Genomic DNA, 17,243 nt, shown 5'->3' with positions numbered 1-17,243 from the left:
CAGTTGGAGGGGTCAGAGCAGTTCAGGAAAGGCCGAGATCGCTGTCGAGGAGTTCGAACAGCTCCTCGTCGCTGGCGAGCGAGAGGTCGTCGCCGTCGCCGTCCTCTGTGGCGCCGGTGCCGGCTCCGACGGTCCACGTCGAGAGGAAGGCGTACATCCGGGTGGCGATGGCGCCGCGCTGCTCGGCGTCCGCCGGGATGCGGCGCAGCAGCGTCTCCAGTCGTTCGACTTCCGCCAGTGGGTCGTCGGCGGCCCGGTCGGCGCCGCTCCTGACGTCGCTCGCTCCGCCGGCGGTCGCGCTCATCAGGTGCTCGGTCAGGGCGTCCAGCGTCGGATGGTCGAAGATCATCGTCGCCGCGAGCCGGACGCCGGTGGCCGTGCCGAGGCGGTTGCGGAGTTCCACCGCCGTGAGCGAGTCGAAGCCGAGTTCCTTGAAGGTCCGCTCCCCCGCCGGCTGCCCGGCGGTGCCGTGGCCGAGCACGGTCGCCGCGTGGGTCTTCACCAGCCGGGTCAGGACGCGGCGCCGTTCGGCGTCCGGGAGCGTGGCCAGTTCCTCGGCCGGGGAACGCCGCTCGCCGAAGCCGCCGGGGTGAGCGCCCACGGGATGGCCGGCGCCGGTGGCCGTGGCGGCGCGCCGGGCTGGCGTACGGGCCAGGGCGGTACGGGTCAGGGCGGTGCGGGCCAGGGCCAGGTCGCGCAGCAGCCCGAGGTCGGCTCCGGCCGCCGCGCGGGCCCGCAGGGCCGCGGCGCTGAGCCGCACCGGGGCGAGGGCCGCCTCCGGGCGTCGCAGGGCCGCGTCGAGGAGTGCCATGCCCTCGTCGTCGGCGAGGGGCGCCAGCCCGGTGGTACGGGTCATGCGCGCCACGTCGGCGTCGTCGAGGTGCCCGGTCATTCCCCCACGCCGCTCCCAGAAACCCCAGGCCAGCGACAGTCCGGGCAGGCCGAGGTACTGCCGGTGGGCGGCGAGGGCGTCCAAGGCGGCGTTGGCGGCGGCGTAGTTGGCCTGCCCCGGGGCGCCGAGCACGCCCATGGCCGATGAGAACAGCACGAAGGCGGCCAGGTCGAGGCCGGCGGTCAGCTCGTGCAGATGCCAGGCGGCCTCGGCCTTCGGCCGCATGACGGTACGCAGCCGGGTCCCGTCCTGCGAGGCGATCACCCCGTCGTCCAGCACGCCGGCCGTGTGCACGACAGCGGTGAGCGGGTGGTCGGCCGGTACGGAGGCGATCACCTCGGCCAGTGCCGCCCGGTCCGCCGTGTCGCAGGCCACGATCCGTACGTCGGCGCCCAGTTCGGCCAGCTCCGCCGCCAGCCGCTGCGCGCCGGGGGCCTGCGGGCCGCGCCGGGAGAGCAGCAGCAGGCGCCGTACGCCGTGGCCGGTGACCAGGTGCCGGGCGACGAGCGCGCCCAGGCCGCCGGTGCCGCCGGTCACCAAGGCCGTGCCCTGCGGATCCAGCGGGCGGGGCACGGTCAGCACGACCTTGCCGACATGCCGGGCCTGGCTCACGTATCGGAACGCGTCCCGGATCCGGCGGACGTCCCAGGCCTGTACCGGCAGCGGCTCCAGCACTCCTGCGGCGAACAGCGCCGACACCTCGCCCAGCAGCTCGCCCAGCCGCTCGGGGCCCGCTTCGAAGAGGTCGAACGCCCGGTAGTTCACGCCGAGTTCGGCCCCGTCGCGGATGTCGGTCTTGCCCATCTCCACGAACCGGCCACCGGGCGACAGCAGTCGCAGTGAGGCGTCCACGAACTCCCCGGCCAGGGAGTTGAGTACGACGTCCACGCCGGGGAACTTCTCGGCGAAGCCGGTGTCACGGGAGGACGCGATGTGGTCGTCGTCCAGCCCGAGACCGCGCAGTACGTCCCACTTGCCGGGGCTCGCGGTCGCGTACACCTCGGCCCCCAGGTGCCGGGCCAACTGGATGGCGGCCATGCCCACGCCACCGGCGCCCGCGTGCACCAGCACCCTCTCCCCCGCCTGGAGCCCCGCCAGGTCCTGCCAGGCGTACCAGGCGGTCAGGAACACGATCGGGACCGATGCCGCCCGTGCGAACGACCAGTCCTCGGGGACGCGTGCCAGCAGCCGTGCGTCCGTGACCGCCAGCGGCGCCAGGCCGCCGCCGCCCGGCACGACGCCGAACACCCGGTCTCCGACGGCCAGTTCGCCGCAGTCCCCGGGGCCGAGCGCGGTCACCACGCCGGCGCACTCACTGCCCAGCCGCACTCCGGGGTCCGGGTACATGCCCAACGCGATGAGCACATCGCGGAAGTTGACCCCGGCCGCGCGTACGGCCACCCGCACCTGGCCGGGGCCGAGCGGCTCCAGCACGTCCGGGGCGGGTTCGGCGCCGAGGCTCTCCAGGGTGCCGCCGGAACCGGGCGTCACCCGCCACGGCTTCCCGTCGGCGAGGTCCCAGGGGACGGTGTCGAGGTCCGAGGGGGCGGTGGCGTCGACCGATGTCAGCCGCGGCGCCAGCGCCACGCCCTCGCGCAGACAGGCCTGCGGCGCGGCCACGAGTACGAGCCCGGCCCGAGAGGAGTCCACCGGGCCCGTCGGGTACACCGAGCCCGCCGGGTCCAGGTCCAGGAGGCACAGCCGGTCCGGATGCTCCGACTGCGCCGACCGCACCAGGCCCCAGACCGCCGCCGCCACGGGATCGGCCGGACCGTCCCCGCCGTCCCGGGCCACGGCGCCACGCGTCACGACCGTCAGCCGCAACTCGGCGAACCGCTCGTCGGCCAGCCACGCCTGCACCAGTTCGAGCACGCGCAGCACCTCGCCGTGCAGCCGCTCCGTTACCGCGCCCGGCTCCGGTACCGCGCCCGGCTCCGGCAACGGCGCGCAGACCACGACGGCATGCCCCGGCCCGACCTCGCCGGCCGCCACCGCTTCGGCCAGGGCGGCCGGCTCCGGGTAACCGGTGACCTCGCTGCCACCGCGCCCCAGCATCCCGGCCAGCCCGAAGGGGTCAGGACCGAGCAGCGCGCAGGCCCCGGGCCCGGCCGCTTCGGCGGGCACCCACTCGGTGACGTAGAGCGCCTGCTCGGCGGATCCGGGCTCGGCGAGGGTGTCCGCGGCGGCGGCCAGCGCTTCGGCCGCCACCGGGCGCAGCGCCAGCGCCCGCACTTCCACGACCGGCTCGCCGTCGGCGTCGACGGCCAGCAGCGACACCGTGTCGGCGCCGGTGCCGGTCGGCCGCAGCCGTACGCGCAGTTCGTCGGCGCCGGTCGCCGAGACGGTGACGCCGGACCAGCTGAACGGGAGCAGCAGTCCGTCGCCCTTGGTCAGCCCGGTCCGTTCGCCGAGGAGGACCGCGTGCAGCGCCGCGTCCAGCAGCGCGGGATGCAGGGCGTAACGTGCGGCCTGGTCGCACTCCTGCTCCGGCAGGGCCACGGCGGCGTACACCTCGTCGCCGTGCCGCCAGACGGCGCGCAGCCCCTGGAACACCGGCCCGTAGTCGTAGCCGCGCGCGGCCAAGTCCTCGTACAGGGAGGCGAGTTCGAGTGGCTCGGACCCCTCGGGCGGCCATACGTCAGGCGACCATACGTCGAGCGGCCGCGCCTCGCCGGGCGCGCTCGGGTCGCCGCCCTCGGCCAGTACGGCGCCGGCGTGCCGGGTCCACCGCGCCGGGGTGTCCGCGTCGGCGGGGCAGGCGTGGATCTCCAGCTCGCGCCGGCCGGTGTCGTCGCGTGGGCCGACCCGCACCTGAAGGCGTACGGCGCCGTTCCTCGGCACCGTCAGCGGCGCCTCCAGGGTCAGCTCCTCCACCCGCTCGCAGCCCAGCCGCTGCCCGGCGTGCACGGCCGCCTCCAGCAGCGCGGTCCCAGGGACGACCACCGTGCCCAGCACCGCGTGATCGGCGAGCCACGACTGTGCCGTCGGCGCGATCCTCCGCGTGAACACGGCACCGCCGTCGGCGAGTTCGGTCGGATCACCCAGGAGCGGATGCCCGACGCCACCGGCCGGCCGCAGCCAGTAACGCTGCCGCTGGAAGGCGTACGTCGGCAGATCGCCGCGTCCCGCCCCGGCGGGCATGACGGTCCGCCAGTCGACGTCGGCACCGTGCACGAACGCCTCCGCCACCGAGGTCAGCAGCCGTTCGGCTCCGCCCTGGTCGCGGCGCAGGGTGCCCAGCGCGACGGCGGTGGCCGGGCCCTGATCCAGGGTGTCCTGTATGGCGCCGAGCAGCACGGGATGCGGGCTGACCTCGACGAACAGCCGGTGCCCGGCGGCGGCCAACTCGCCCACCGCGTCAGCCAGGCGCACGCGGTGTCGCAGGTTGCCGTACCAGTAACCGCCGTCCAGCTCACCGGACTTGACCCACTCACCGGTGTACGTCGACAGCATCGGCGCAGTCGGCCGCCGCGACACCACCGCACCGAGCTCCGCCAGCAGTTCCGACTCCAGCGCCTCGACCATCACCGAATGCGAGGCGTAATCCACCGCGACCCGCTTCGCCTGAACCCCCTCCACCTCACACCGCTCCACGAACGCGTCCAACTCGCCCACGGGCCCCGACACCACAACGGACCCCGGCCCATTGACCGCCGCGATCCCCACACCGTCCGGCAGCAACGGCTCCACCTCCTCGGCAGAGGCGAAGACGGACACCATCCCGCCAGTACCCGCCAGCCGCGTGATCGCACGCGACCGCACCGCCACCACCCGCGCCGCATCCTCCAACGACAACGCACCCGCCACACACGCCGCCGCGATCTCACCCTGCGAATGACCCACCACCGCAACCGGCACCACACCCACCGACCGCCACACCGCAGCCAACGACACCATCACAGCCCACAACACCGGCTGCACCACATCAACCCGCGCCAACTCAGCTCCGTCACCGGCAAGCACACCAGTCAACGACCAGTCCACCCACGGCGACAACGCCGCCTCACACTCCGCAACCGACGCCGCGAACACCGGCGACACGGCCAGCAGTTCACGCCCCATCCCCACCCACTGCGCCCCCTGACCCGGGAACACAAACACCACACCGGAGCCCACAACCGACCCCGCGACAACCCCCAAAGCCTCCGCACCGGACGCCAATGCCTCAGCCCTAGAGGTCAGTTCAGCCAGACCCCGGCCCAACACCACCGCACGATCGGCGAACACAGCCCGACCCGCCGCCAACGCGTAAGCCACTCCAGGGAGTTCCATCTCACTCACACCACCCGCGTACTCCACCAACCGCTCCGCCTGCGCCGCCAACGCCCCGGCCCCCCGCCCCGACACCACCCACGGCACAACCCCGTCCAACGCCACCACCGGCACCGGCAACTCCACCGCAGCCTCAACCGGCTCAACCACCACCGCCTCCGCCTCCGCCTCCGCCTGCTCCAGAATCACGTGCGCATTGGTCCCACTGATCCCGAACGACGACACACCCGCCCGCCGAACCCGACCCGCATCCGGCCACACCACCGCCTCCCGCACCACCTCCACCCCACCCGACGACCAATCCACGAACGACGACGGCTCATCCACATGCAACGACGCCGGCAACACACCATGCCGCAGACCCATGACCATCTTGATCACACCGGCCACACCCGCAGCCGCCTGCGTATGCCCGATGTTCGACTTCACCGACCCCAGCAGCAACGGGCGTCCGTCGCCGCGCTGCCCGTACGTCGCCAGCAGCGCCTCCGCCTCGATCGGGTCGCCCAACGCGGTACCCGTGCCGTGCGCTTCCACCGCGTCCACGTCGGCTGCCGTCAGGCCCGCGTTGGACAGGGCCTCCGAGATGACGCGCTGCTGCGAAGGGCCGTTGGGCGCGGTCAGGCCGTTGGACGCGCCGTCCTGGTTGACGGCCGAGCCCCGCACCACCGCCAGCACCTCGTGACCGTTGCGCCGGGCGTCGCTCAGCCGCTCCACGAGCAGCAGGCCGACGCCCTCGCCCCAGCCCGTGCCGTCCGCGCCCGCCGCGAACGCCTTGCAGCGGCCGTCCGACGACAGTCCGCCCTGGCGGCTGAACTCCACGAACAGGCCGGGGCTGGAGAGCACGGTCGCGCCGCCGGCCAACGCCATGTCGCACTCCCCGGAGCGCAGCGACTGGACGGCCAGGTGCAGGGCCACCAGCGACGACGAGCACGCGGTGTCCACCGTCACGGCGGGGCCTTCGAGGCCCAGGGTGTAGGCGACGCGTCCGGACGCGAGGCTGACGGAGGTCCCGGTGAGGACGTATCCGTCGGCTCCGCTGCCGGGCTCGTCCATGCGCGGCCCGTAGTCCTGCGCCATCGCGCCGACGAACACGCCCGTACGGCTGCCGCGCAGGCCGCGCGGATCCAGCCCGGCCCGTTCGAACGCCTCCCACGAGGTCTCCAGCAGCAACCGCTGCTGCGGGTCCATGGCGATGGCCTCGCGGGGCGAGATGCCGAAGAACTCGGCGTCGAAGTCCGCCGCCCCGGTGAGGAAGCCGCCCTGCGCGGTGGCGGATGCGGGCGTACCGTCGGGGCCGGGCGCGAACAGGGCGGCGAGGTCCCAGCCACGGTCGTCGGGGAAGTCGCCGACCGCGTCCCGCCCGGCGAGCACCAGGTCCCAGAGCTCCTCGGGCGAGCCGACCCCTCCCGCGTACCGGCAGCTCATCCCGACGATCGCGATCGCGTCCCGCGAGTCCGGCGCGGCGTCGGGCACGGCATCCCCGAGGGCCCCGGGTTTCCCGCCGGTGAGCAGTTCCCGCAGCCTGTGGGCGAGGGCCCTGGGCGTCGGATGGTCGAAGACCGCGCTGGTCCGCAGGCCCGCGCCGGTGGCCGCGTTGAGGTCGCCGCGCAGCCGGACGCTGAGCTGGGAGTCGAACCCGAGGTCACGGAAGGACAGTTCGGGATCGACGTCGTCCGGCGAGGCGTGTCCGAGCAGCGCAGCGGCATGCGTCTGGACGGTACGCGCCAGGAACCGTTCGGCCTCGGACGCGCTCATCGCCGCGAGCCCGGCGAGCCCGGCGAGCCCGGCAGGCCCGTTCGCCGCCGCGTCGACACCAGACGCGATGGCCTCGGCGCGCGGGGAAGCCACCGCCGCCCCCGCCACGTCCTCCGCTGCCGTCTCCGCCGCCGCGTCGGGCCAGTGCCGGCGCCGCTGGAAGGCGTAGGTCGGCAGGTCCACCCGGGCGGCGTCGGTGCCGGCGTACAGCGCGTCCCATCCGATCTGCGCGCCGTGAACGAAGGCTTCGGCCAGGGAGTCGAGGAACCGTGCGGGACCGCCGTCGTCCCGGCGCAGTGTGCCCAGGACGACGCCGCCGTTCTCGGCTTCCAGCGTGGCCTGGATGCCGGCGGTGAGCACGGGGTGGGGGCCGACCTCGATGAACAGCCGGTGTCCGGCCCTGGCGAGTGTCTGGACGGCGGTGTGCAGCCGCACGGGACGCCGCAGGTTCTCGTACCAGTACCGCCCGTCCAGTTCGCCCGGGCGGACCCATTCCGTGGTGGCGGTGGACAGCATCGGCACCGTGGGCGCGAGCGGGGTCACGGGCGCGAGCAGGTCGCGCAGGGCGGGCTCCAGCGGCTCCACCAGCGGGGAGTGCGAGGCGTAGTCGACGGCGACCCGGCGGTGGCGGACGCCGCGCCGGTCGCAGTCGGCGGCGCAGTGTTCCAGGAGGTCGGTGGGGCCGGACAGCACCATGGCGTCGGGGCCGTTGAGCACGGCGAGCGCGACCCGGCCGCCGTGGGGGGCGGCGATGTCCTCGGCGGTGCGCTGGTCGCAGACGAGCGACAGCATGCCGCCGCCGGTTCCGGCCACCGCGCGCAGTGCCCTGGCGCGCAGCGCCGCCGTCCGGGCGCCGTCCTCCAGGGTCAGGGCGCCGGAGACGACGGCGGCCGCGATCTCGCCCTGCGAGTGGCCGATGACGGCCGCCGGCTCCACCCCGGCGGCCCGCCACAGCTCCGCCAGCGAGACCATCACGGCCCACAGCACCGGCTGGAGGACGTCCAGCCGGTTCAGTTCGCCGTCGTCGCCGTGCGTCAGGACATCGGTGAGCGACCAGTCGACGTGCGGGGCGAGCGCGGTCTCGCAGCGCGCGATCCACCGGGCGAACACCGGTGTCGTACGGAGCAGTTCGCGCCCCATGCCCACCCACTGCTGCCCCTGTCCCGGGAACACCATGACCGGCCGGGCGTCCAGTGCCCGTCCGCGCTGAAGTCCCGGCGCCGGCTGCCCGCCGGCCAGGGCGTCCAGGCCCCGCAGCAGTTCCTCGCGCCCGGTGCCGGTGACGGCTGCCCGGTGGTCGAGGGCCTGGCGGGTGGTGGCCAGTGAGAAGGCGACGTCGGCCGGGTCGAGGCCGGGGGCGGCGCGCAGTGCGGCGGCGAGCCGGGCGGCCTGGCCGCGCAGCGCGGGCTCGGTGCGCGCGGTGACGGGCCACAGTCCGGCCGCGCCGAGCAGCGGGGCGCCGGGGGCCACGTCCGGCGGGGACGCCTGCGCCCCCTGCGCCCCCTGTGCCCCCTGTGCCCCCTGTGCAGCCTGCGCCGTGCCTTCGCCGAGGACGACATGGCAGTTGGTGCCGCCGATCCCGAACGAGCTGACGCCCGCGAGGAGCGGCTGTCCCTGCGGCCAGGGGCCGAGTTCCCGCTGCATCCGCAGGCCCAGCCGGTCGAAGGCGATGGCGGGGTTGGGGGTGCGGAAGTGCAGGCTGGCCGGCAACTGCCGGTGTTTCAGGCTGAGCAGGGTCTTGAGCAGCCCGGCGATTCCGGCCGCGCCTTCGAGGTGGCCGATGTTGGTCTTGACCGAGCCGACCCGCAGCGGGTCGCCGGCCGGTCGTCCGTCGCCGAGCGCGGCGCCGAGGGCGGTGGCCTCGACGGGGTCGCCCTTGGGGGTGCCGGTGCCGTGCAGTTCGACGTAGCGCACGGCGTCGGGGCGGACCCGGGCGTCCTGGCAGGCGGCGCGGATGACGGCGGCCTGGGCCTCGGGGTCGGGAGCGGTCAGGGTCTCGCCGCCGCCGTCGTTGTTGACGGCGCTGCCGAGGACCACACCGTGGATCCGGTCGCCGTCGGCGAGCGCGTCGGAGAGGCGCTTGAGGACGACGAGCCCGCCGCCCTCGCCGCGTACGAATCCGTTGGCGCGGGCGTCGAAGGTGTGGCAGCGGCCGTCCGGTGACAGGACGTCGGCGCGGGCGGCCCGCAGGGCGCTGTCCGGGGCGAGGTTGAGGTGGACGCCTCCGGCGAGCGCGATCCGGCTCTCGCCGCGGCGCAGGCTCTGGCAGGCCAGGTGCACGGCCACCAGGGACGAGGACTGTCCCGTGTCGACGGTGAGGCTGGGGCCGCGCAGTCCCAGGGCGTAGGAGACGCGGCCGGCGAGGATGCCCCGGGCGAGCCCGGTGAAGGCGTACCGGTCGGGGACGCGGCCCCGGTGCAGCGCCGCGTAGTCGTCGGCGATCGCGCCGAGGAAGACGCCGGTGGCGGTGTGCCGGACGGTGTCGGCGGGCAGTCCGGCGTCCTCCAGGGCCTCCCAGCCCAGTTCGAGGACGAGCCGCTGCTGCGGGTCCATGGCCGCCGCCTCGCGCGGGGAGATCCGGAAGAAGCCCTCGTCGAAGGAGTCGACCTGGTCGAGGTAGCCGCCGAAGGGCGGACAGGCGTCTGGCAGCGGGCGGTCGGCGGGGGGCGCGGTGACGGCGTCGGCGCCGTCGCGCAGCAGTGCCCAGAACTCCTCGGGGCCCGCCGCGCCGGGCAGCCGGCACGACATTCCGATGACGGCCAGGGATTCGTCGTGCGCGAGGCCCTCTTGCGCGAAGTCCGCCTGCACAGAGCCCGCGTGCGCGAAGCCCGCCTGCACAGAGCCGGCCTGCGCGGAGTCGTGCGCGGAGTCCGAGGGACCGGCGCTGGATTGAGTGTTCATGTGTCCTTCCGGTCCCGGTCCCCAGCCGGTCCGCCGACCGCGCGCCCGCCGTGCTGCGCCGGCGACCGCGCGTCGCACACTGCCGTGGTCCGGCGTCCGTTCCGGTGTGGTTGGCCTCTCGGCCCGGCCCACCGTAGGTTCCGCCGATCGGGGGACGACACCCCTAGCGGGCCCCGCATGCCCCAAGGGTGGTCCGTGGCCCCTAACAGCAGGTCGCGGGCGACGCCGTGCGGCTGGGGCCGGTAGGGGTTCGGGGCCGGAAGACAGCGGCCCGCGCAGGGTTTACCGGGTCGGTGGCGGTCTGCGTACACTCTGGCCACTTCGTACCCCTGAGGACAGCGGGGCACGAAGACATCCGAGGCACCGTAAGCCACTCCGTGAACGCCGGATTCGTGTTGTCCGGTCCGGGCCGGTGCGTGGACGGTGTCTCCCATTCCCAGGAGACGCGCATGTCGTCCGAGCACAGCCCAGACCTGTACCAGCGCCCGGTGGCGGCGGTGGACTGGTGGTTCCTGGCTTCTCCCCGCAAGCAGTACCCCGTCGTCCAACTGGCCGTCGAGGGCGTCGGCCTGCTGTCGCACGGCGACCTGTCCGACGCGGTCGCCGAGGCGTCCCGGGCCTGCCCCGGCACCCGGCTGGTCTACCGCAAGGGAATGTGGCGGGACAGCGGCCGGGCCCCCGCGGTGATCGTCGGCGACGGGACGGCGTACGACCGTGTCCGGTTCGACTCACCGCTGCTGCGGCGGCAGTTGCGGCCCGGGGCGGGCGGCGCCACCTGTGAGGTGCTGCTGCTGACCGGCGAGCGGGACACCGTGGTGTTCCGGGGCTTCCACGGCAGCATCGACGGCCGGGGCCTGCTGCTCTGGGCGACCGAGGTCTTCCACGCGCTGGCCGGTGTGCCGCTGGTCGGGGCCGACGACCGGCTGGGCGAGGACGACCTCATGGCGAAGCTGGCCGGCGAACTGCCCGAAGGCCTGCCGCCGGTCGCCGCCGCGCCGGTGCTCCAGTGGCCGTCGCCGCTGGGCCGGCTCGGCAAGGGGCGGCGCGAGCCGATGTGGCGAAGACGCACGGTCGACGGCAGCCACCCGGGCATGACGGCCAAGCTTGCCCTCGCCCTGTCGGACGCCGGTCCCGGGCCGGACGAGCAGGACCCGGCGCTCAAGGGGTACTTCATGGTGCCGGTCGACGGCCGCCGGCACGTGCCCGGTATCCGTTCCACCTCGTCGGTGACGATGAGCGCCGCCCTGGAGGTACGGGACGGCGACCACTGGGAGGACGTGGGGGCCCGGCTGCTGACCGCGCTGAGCGAGCGGCAGGAACTGGCCTCCCGCACCGACCCGGCTCTGCGCAAGCTGCCGCGCTGGCTGGTGGGCCTGCTGGAGCGCGGCGCGGATGCCAAGACCACCGACCAGGGGCTGTACGGCTCCACCGCCATCCTCTCCGACCTGGGTGCCGTCGACCTCGCGGACTTCTCCCCGCCCGGCTTCACCGCGACCTCGGTCTACCTGCTGGCCTCGCCCGGACCGGTGGCGCCCCCGGAGGTCGACGTGGTGACCGCCGACGGCCGTACCGAGATCACCGTCGGCTGGTGGGACAACCCGGGGGCGGGCGAGCGCGCCGAGGCCCTGCTCGACCGTATCGAGGAGGCCCTGTCACCCCGGGCCCACCGTGAGTGGTCCGGCAACATGACACAGCGTCCGGTGCCGATCGGCCCCTCGGTGGTGCGGCTCCTGCGCGAGCAGGCCGAGCGCACCCCGGACCGGGTCGCCCTCAGCGGCTCCGCCGGCGATGTGACGTACGCCGAGCTCAGCCGCCGGGCCGATGTGATCGCGGCGGAGCTGAGCCGCCGTGGGATCGGCCGGGGCAGTGTGGTCGGCCTGCTGGCGGACCGGTCCGCGGCGATGATGGCCGGGCTGTGGGGGGTGCTGCGGGCGGGCGCCGCCTATCTGCCGATGGACGCCGAGCACCCGGACGCCCGGCTGTCGGGCCTGCTCACCGACGCGACCGCCAAGCTCTGCCTGGTCCAACGGCCCTACCAGGAACGGCAGTGGTGCCCGCCGGGCTGCGAACCGCTCGTCCTGGAGGAGCTGTTGGAGTCCGCGGACCCCGAGGCACCCGCGTTCCGGGACGCCGAGGTGCGGCCGGACGATCTGGCGTACGTCATCTACACCTCCGGCTCGACCGGCAAGCCCAAGGGTGTGCAGATCGAGCACGGCGCCCTGTTGAACTACGTGGGCTGGGCCACCCGCGAGTTCGAGATCGACGCCGACAGCCGGCTGCCGCTGATCACCTCGCCGTCCTTCGACGTCACCGGCACCTCGGTCTACCTGCCGCTGCTGGTCGGCGGCACGGTGGTGCTCATGCGCGACAAGCCCAACCACCTGTCGTTGCGGCAGCTGTTGGAGGAGTCCGGGGCGAATGCGCTGTCGCTGACCCCGGCGCATCTGGACCTGATCGGCCGTCTGGAGCTGTCGCCGGCCGGTTTCCGTACCGTGGTGGTCGTCGGCGAGCAGTTGCGGGTGCCGGTGGCGGCCCGCGCCCAGGAGATGTTCGGGCCCGACTGCCGGATCATCAACCTGTACGGGCCGACCGAGGCCACCATCGGCCTGACGGTGCACACCTACGATCCGGAGCGGGACGCGGACGCCGTGGCGGTGCCGATCGGGCTGCCGACGGACAACAACACCGTGTTCCTGCTGGACCAGGACCGGCGGTTCGTCGCGCCCGGCGAGGTGGGTGAAATGTACCTGGGCGGTGCCCAGTTGGCCCGTGGCTACCTGGGCCGCCCGGACCTGGACCGCGAGCGGTTCGTCCGGCTGGCCGACGGCAGCCGGACGTACCGTACGGGCGACCTGGCCCGGGTGTCGGCGGGCGGCGTGCTGGAGTTCGTCGGCCGGATCGACGACCAGGTGAAGATCTCCGGCCACCGCGTCGAGCCCGCCGAGGCGGCCCGCGCGCTGGAGGAACACCCCGCCGTGGCACGGGCCGTGGTCGTCGCCAGGGCCCTGCCGGGCGGGCCCGGCAAGTCGCTCGCCGGGTACGTGGTGACCCAAACTCCGGTCGGCGGGGACGAGTTGCGGGAGTTCCTGGTGCGGCGGCTGCCGGACTACCTGGTGCCGGCCACCCTGACCGTGCTGCCCGAACTGCCGCTGACCGTCGCCGGCAAGATCGACGTACGCGCGCTGCCGGACCCGCACGCCGAAGGCGGAGACGCCGCCGCCGGGCAGGCCGGGCCCGACGCGCCCGTGCTGGACCTCGTGGAGTCGGCGATCGCCGACATCTGGGCGCTCGCCCTGGGGGTGGACCGCTCCCGGCTGACTCCCGCCCAGAACTTCCACCGCCTCGGCGGCGACTCGCTGACCCTCTACGCCGTGCTCGCACAGGTGTGCCGGGACGTCGTCGAGCCCGGCCGCGAGAAGACGTTCATGGCCTGTCTGCCGGAGATTCTGCGGGAGCCCACGCTGGAGCACGTCGCAGCCCTCGTACGCGCGACCGCCCAGGACTGATCCGACGGGCCGCCAGGCAGGTGATGTGCCTGCCGCAGCCGAGGGGGGCAGCGCCTCGCGGCGTTGCCCCCCTCGGTTGATCCGTGCCGCTCAGCTTCCGGTCGGGGCCATCACCAGGGACGGCAGGTCCGAGCGTCTGGTCACGTTCAGCTTGCGGTACGTCTTGGTCAGATGCTGCTCCACCGTACTGACCGAGATGTACAGCCGGTTGGAGATCTCCCGGTTCGTGTAACCGAGTGCCGCCATCTCCGCCACCCGCCGTTCCGCGTCGCTCAGCAGCAGCTCCGCCTCCGTCGGCGCGGCCTGCAACTGCACGAGCTCGGCCGCCTCGGTCGGCTCGGCGGATTCGGACGGCACCGGATCCAGTGCCAGCGCGTCCACGAGCGGCTCGGCGTGGCACTCGCGGGCTATGTTCCACGCCCGGCGGCCCACCATCCGGGCCCGGCGCAGCTCGCCGAGCGTGTGGTGGGTCTCGGTCAACTGCACGAGGGTGCGCAGCAGTTCGTACCGGTCGCCGCTGCCCTGCAGAAGGTCGGCGGACTGCCGCAGCATCTCCGACCGGCGCCGCAGGTCGGACATCGACGCGAGTACCCGCAGCGCGCTGCCCGCGGCCCGCGGCGCGTGGCTGCCGGCCTGCGCCAACTGCTCCTCGGCGAGTTTGCGGGCCCGGCCGTGCTCGCCCATCTCCAGCAGCACGGCCGCCGCTTCGGCCCGCCACGGGACCAGGCTGGGAACGTCCATGTTCCACCGCACCATCAGCTCCCCGCAGTTCTCGAAGTCGGCCAGCGCCGAGCCCAGATGCCCGGTCGCCAGACTGACCCGGCCCCGGGCCTGAAGGTACGTCAGGCCGAACCGGCTCTGTGAGACGCCGGGCGGCAGCGGCATGTTCAGCTGGGCCAACGCCTCGCGGTGCCGGCCCATCGAGGTCAGCGCGAGCACCATGGTCGACCGGACGGCGGCCAGCGAGACACCCCAACTCGCGGTCGGTACGGCCCGCATCGCCTCCTGCGCCTGCTCGACCGCCTCCAGCAGCGAGCCCTGACGCAGGCTGATCTCGGCCCGCACCGCCGACAGGAGGGCGTACCGCCACCTCGACTCGCCCTCCGCGGACTGGGCCAGCAACGCGTCGCACAGTTGCGCCGCCTGCACCACGCGCTCCCCGCACAGCAGCGTCATCAGCCCGGCGAGCATGGTGCTGGTGCCCGTCTCCTGGAGCGGCGCGTTCTGCAGGATCCGCTCGGCCCGCTCCAGTGCGGGCCGGCCGCCTTCCTGGGAGATCACGGCGTTCAGCGTGCGCAAGGTGTCGAGACGGCGCTGCGAGGTCAGCGGCTGCATGACGCGATCGGCTGCCCCGTCGTCGGCGGCGGGGGCCAGGTCGGCGAGCGCCGGATAGGTGTCCCGGATTATCAGCCGCAGCTCGCACAGGGCGGACGGCGAGGGCCGGTCCGCGGCCCGGGCCGCCCCGTCCAGCCGGAGCAGCAGGTCGCGGGCGACCGCGAACCGGCCGTTCCACAGCAGCGCCTTGATCACGCCGACCGTGTCGTCGCCCGACAGGTGGCCCGCATGGCTCGCCTCGACGAGTTCGGCGAGGTACGGCGAGCAGATGCTCGGGTTGATCCGCCACTCGGCCCGCAGCAGCGCCGCCTGCAGCCGGGCCGCGGCCACCGGGTCGTCGGCGCAGCCCAGCCGCGCCAGTTTCAGGCAGGCGACCGCGTACGACAGCCGCCCCTGGGACACGCCCAGCCGCGCCGCCTCCGTCAGCACCCCCACCGCCCAGGGCGCGGTGCAGTCACTCGCGATCAGCAGTTGTTCCGCCACCTCCGACGCCGACCGGCCTTCGTGGTACGCCTGGGCCGCGGCGGCCTGGTGCAGCCTGACCCGTTCCGTCGGATCCATGCCCAGCAGCACCGCCCCGGCCGCCGCCGGGTGGCGGAAGCCGTCGCCGTCGATCAGTCCGGCGGTCCGCAGGCCGTCGAGCAGCGCATCGGTGACGGTGGGACACATGCCCAGCAGCCTTGCGACACCCTCGCGACTGCGCAGCACCGCCACGCCCTGTGCCACCCGCGCCGTCTGCGGATCGCTGCGCCGCAGATACTCCAGCACCGCCTGCCCGTAGGCGTCCGCCGAGCCGAACAGCTCGTCGTTGCCGGGAGCGGGGCGTGTTCGCCGTACGGCGAGGTAGTCGCCGATCAGGGCCTCCGCGAGCAGCGGGTTGCCGTTGCTCAGTTGGTGGCAGCGCTCCGCCAGTGCTCCGGGAGCCTCGCGGCCCAGGTGCCGGGCGGCCAGCCGGGCCACCCCGTCGGGTGTCAGCGGATGCAGGGCCAGTCCGTGGCAGTGCGGCTGGCGCAGCAGCTCGGCCGCGCATTCCTGGTTGTGATGCGGTGACTGTTCGGAGTACGAGAACACCGTCGCGATGCGCGCTCCGCGGATGCGCCGGGCGAAGTAGGACAGGATCGACTGCGACGCGACGTCCGTCAGATGGATGTCGTCCACGATCAGCGCCAGTGGCTGCTGCTCGGACAGTTCCAGCAGGATCGCGCTCATCGCGTGCGCGGTGAGGGTGTCGAGCCCGGTGTCCGGCTCCGGTACGACGGCCAGCAGGCGGTCCGCCTCCCGGCGGGCGGCCGGCGACAGCGGCGCGTGCAGCAGCAGTTGGCTCATGACGCCCATGGGGACCTGCCGCTCCGCCACGCAGGCGATCGCGGTCAACGCGAGCGTGCCGCGGTTGATGGCCGCCTGCGCGAAGACGTCCAGCAGCACGCTCTTGCCGGTGGCCACGACGCCGCTGACCAAGGCCGACTTGCCACTGCCCTCGATGGCCTCGTCCAGCAGACTTGTGAGGAAGCCGAGTTCGTCTTCGCGTTCGGCCAGAACCATTTCTCTGATACCTCTTCCCCCGCGAAATGAGTGCACCGAACACCGGTCGATGGACCGGTGAAGGTGTGCGGGACCTCAAACGGACAGCTGATTGCTATCGCGACAGCTGCAGGAGCGGACAGTTGGTCAATTCACCCGGCTCCGGCTCGATCAAGCTAACGACGGCCGTGGTCGCTGCACAAGGAGCATTGTGGAGTCTTGACCATCCGGCCATCTCGAAGCCGGATTGGATATCGAAAGGCGTAGTGGACGGGCCCTGATTCAGGAGCGAGGAGTCCGGGTTGCCATCAATTGGTGGGATGTGAAAGTTTCATATCCCCCTCACAAGGCACCCGTGTACGGCTGCGTGCCATCAATGTGCGAAGCTGTCCACGGATGGCGCGAACGCCCCTCCACAGCAAAGACAGTTGTGGCGGGAGCCGTGGCGTCACCAGGTGGGCATGGCGGTCATTCATCGCCTCTACACTTTCCCTGCCGACATGTGTGCGTTATGTGTACGCGAACGTCTTCCGGCGGTCCGACGCGTTGGAATGCCAATCCGGAAAGAACTCGGGGTATCCCGCAAAGCCGCTGCGATGCATTTCCAAGTCCGGTGAGACGGCCGTCACATCTTGAGGTTTGTGGCGCGGGTAATTCGGTTACTCCATGGCGGAGTACGCGGGAGTGCACGGTGAACGCGTCGAACCATTCGCAGCAGGTCGCACCGCAGGAACACCGCAGGGGCCAGGTCGCTGTCGCCGGCCACCTCTCGGGCCGTCACGGCCGCCACGCCCCTCACGGCCGCCTCAGCGGGCTTCGGGGGCCTTCAGGGTCGAGCGGTGCGCGGGCACGCCGGGTCCCCGGTAGGTGAGCTGCGGAAAGGTGACACTCCCCCACCGAAGTGTCACCTTCCTGTGCGGACCACCCCAGGGGGCAGGCACCGCCCAGGGGGCAGGCACCGCCCAGGGGGCAGGCACCGGTGGTGCTCCGACTCGGCGCCGGCACAGCAAAACGGTGCCGGTGTCGGCGCTGAGGCCGAGACCGACACCGGAAGCGGT

Annotated in this window: 3 protein-coding genes; 1 reads left to right on the top strand and 2 read right to left on the bottom strand. The window is 73.4% G+C overall.

Annotated elements, in window-relative coordinates; all coding sequences use genetic code 11:
- Window positions 1-22: 22 nt before the first annotated feature.
- Entirely contained in the window at window positions 23-9,823 is a 9,801-nt protein-coding gene (locus tag OG352_RS33220) for an SDR family NAD(P)-dependent oxidoreductase (RefSeq protein WP_329222032.1), read from the bottom strand.
- A gap of 449 nt (window positions 9,824-10,272) precedes the next feature.
- Between OG352_RS33220 and OG352_RS33215 the strand changes: the two genes are divergently transcribed.
- Window positions 10,273-13,329, top strand: a complete 3,057-nt coding sequence (locus OG352_RS33215) for a non-ribosomal peptide synthetase (RefSeq protein ID WP_329222030.1) — start codon at window positions 10,273-10,275, stop codon at window positions 13,327-13,329.
- A gap of 90 nt (window positions 13,330-13,419) precedes the next feature.
- Here the strand turns inward: OG352_RS33215 and OG352_RS33210 are convergent, their stop codons facing one another.
- Window positions 13,420-16,206 (bottom strand): helix-turn-helix transcriptional regulator, encoded by a 2,787-nt coding sequence (locus OG352_RS33210; RefSeq protein ID WP_329222028.1) that lies wholly within the window; start codon window positions 16,204-16,206, stop codon window positions 13,420-13,422.
- Window positions 16,207-17,243 lie beyond the last annotated feature (1,037 nt).

The sequence above is a fragment of the Streptomyces sp. NBC_01485 genome (genome assembly GCF_036227125.1).
Lineage (GTDB): Bacteria > Actinomycetota > Actinomycetes > Streptomycetales > Streptomycetaceae > Streptomyces.
This window is presented reverse-complemented; position numbering and strand designations above follow the sequence as displayed.

Coding starts and splice junctions, on each gene's coding strand:
- OG352_RS33215 (WP_329222030.1), top strand. CDS start 10,273: ATGTCGTCCGAGCACAGCCCAGACCTGTACCAGCGCCCGGTGGCGGCG.
- OG352_RS33220 (WP_329222032.1), bottom strand. CDS start 9,823: ATGAACACTCAATCCAGCGCCGGTCCCTCGGACTCCGCGCACGACTCC.
- OG352_RS33210 (WP_329222028.1), bottom strand. CDS start 16,206: ATGGTTCTGGCCGAACGCGAAGACGAACTCGGCTTCCTCACAAGTCTG.